The following is a 1,532-nucleotide window of genomic DNA, read 5'->3' on the forward strand; positions in this document are numbered from 1 at the left end:
AGCCCCCTCTGCGGTCGCCGCGGCGTCACGCCCCCGCCTCACGCCCCCGCCCCCCAGCGGCGCGGGCCGCCGCGGTGTGGGCGGCCGCCCCCCCCCCCCCGAGGCGCGGTGAGCTAGCCCGCCGAGCCGGTCAGCAGGCCGCCCAGATCGGCCGATCCGGTGCCGCCGCCGGGGGTGGTCGGCTTGGCGCTGACCTCGACGGTGACGGTCTTGGAGCTGATCAGCTCCTGCACGGCCTTGATCTCGTGCGAGCCGGGGGTCGACGGGGTCCAGGTGATGGTGGCCTTGCCGCCGGAGACCGAGACGGGCTCGCCGATCTGGGTGCCGTTGTCGGTGAAGGTCACCTTGAACAGGAACGATGTCGCGGTGACATCGGCGGTGACGGTGTAGGCGGTGCCCACGTAGTGGGTGGTGCCGCTGACCGTCACGCCCTGGACGAGCGCCGAGGCCTGCGGCGCCACCAGCACCGTGGCCGCGGCGACCGCGGTAAAAGTTGTGAGTCCGAAGCCGGCCCGCCGTGCGTTGGTCTTCATGGTTGTTCTCCTGGTTCGCGCTGTCCCACCGCTGTGGGTGAGCGCGACACTATCGAGCCGGTCACCACGCTGTCCGAGAAACAGAAAAACGAATGTTTAAAACTAGGGTGGGCCGGTTCGTCGCAGGTAGCGCCGGAATCATCCCGTGCGGATGAGGCGAGCGCCGCGGTGGTGGACGACACTGGGGCACATGCCGACGTCAGGTGCGGTTCGCTATCAGTTCGTCATCGAGGGCGAGCTCACCGACCGTGCCGTCGCGGCCTTCCCCGAACTGCGGCGCAGCGCCCATTCGGCCACCGGCACCACCACCCTCTACGGCGAGCTCGCCGACAACACCGCCATGCGCGGCGTGCTCGCCCGCATCGATGTCCTCGGGCTCACCCTGCTCGGCATGTCCCGGCTGCCCGACTGAACGCGAGGATTGCCGATCGTTAGCCGAGGTCGGTAGCCCGCCATGATGACGTCGATCTGATAACGAGCACGCCGTCGCCGCACGACCGGCAAACGCGCAGGTCGGGTTTCGCCTACCGTCGAACCTGCTGGTGGATCGGCCCCGCAGGGTAGACGACGAGCTCAGGAGTGTGGTGGTGGCAACCTCGTACCGAGCGATAGCTGAAAGCCCGTCTTATGTCGATGCGAGCATCCCCGAACTGTCGTTCGCCTCCGTCCGCTGCACCGAGATCAATGCCAGGCTCGACCGCGCCCACGCCGCCGCCGGGCACACAGTGCTGGTGTCCGGACCGGCCGGCAGCGGCAAGACCGTCGCCCTGGTCGACTGGGTGACCCGGTCGCGGCGCCTGCGCTCGGCCGCGGTCGGCTGGCTGACCGTCACCGAGCGCCTGGCCGACAGTGGTGACCTGATCCCGGCGATCGCGCAGATCCTCGACCCGTCGGCCGATGTCGTCGCCGACGGTGCGCTGCGCACCCCCGGCGCACAGGGGGCGCACCAGGGGGGCGCCCAGGCCCAAAACCCCGCACAATGCGAGAGTAACCAACACC

3 protein-coding genes are annotated in these 1,532 nt (G+C 69.8%); 2 read left to right on the forward strand and 1 reads right to left on the reverse strand.

The window, feature by feature from the left end; genetic code table 11:
- Window positions 1-113: 113 nt before the first annotated feature.
- Window positions 114-533, reverse strand: a complete 420-nt coding sequence (locus ACFWPJ_RS30380) for a hypothetical protein (protein WP_378856576.1) — start codon at window positions 531-533, stop codon at window positions 114-116.
- Window positions 534-723: 190 nt separating this feature from the next.
- Between ACFWPJ_RS30380 and ACFWPJ_RS30385 the strand changes: the two genes are divergently transcribed.
- Window positions 724-945: a hypothetical protein gene (locus ACFWPJ_RS30385; RefSeq protein ID WP_378856578.1), complete on the forward strand. Its 222-nt coding sequence runs from the start codon at window positions 724-726 to the stop codon at window positions 943-945.
- 175 nt (window positions 946-1,120) lie between these two features.
- Window positions 1,121-1,532, forward strand: a 412-nt coding sequence (locus ACFWPJ_RS30390) for a hypothetical protein (protein WP_378856580.1), incomplete at its 3' end; no start/stop codon positions are given.

The organism is Nocardia sp. NPDC058497, from assembly GCF_042720195.1.
GTDB lineage: Bacteria > Actinomycetota > Actinomycetes > Mycobacteriales > Mycobacteriaceae > Nocardia.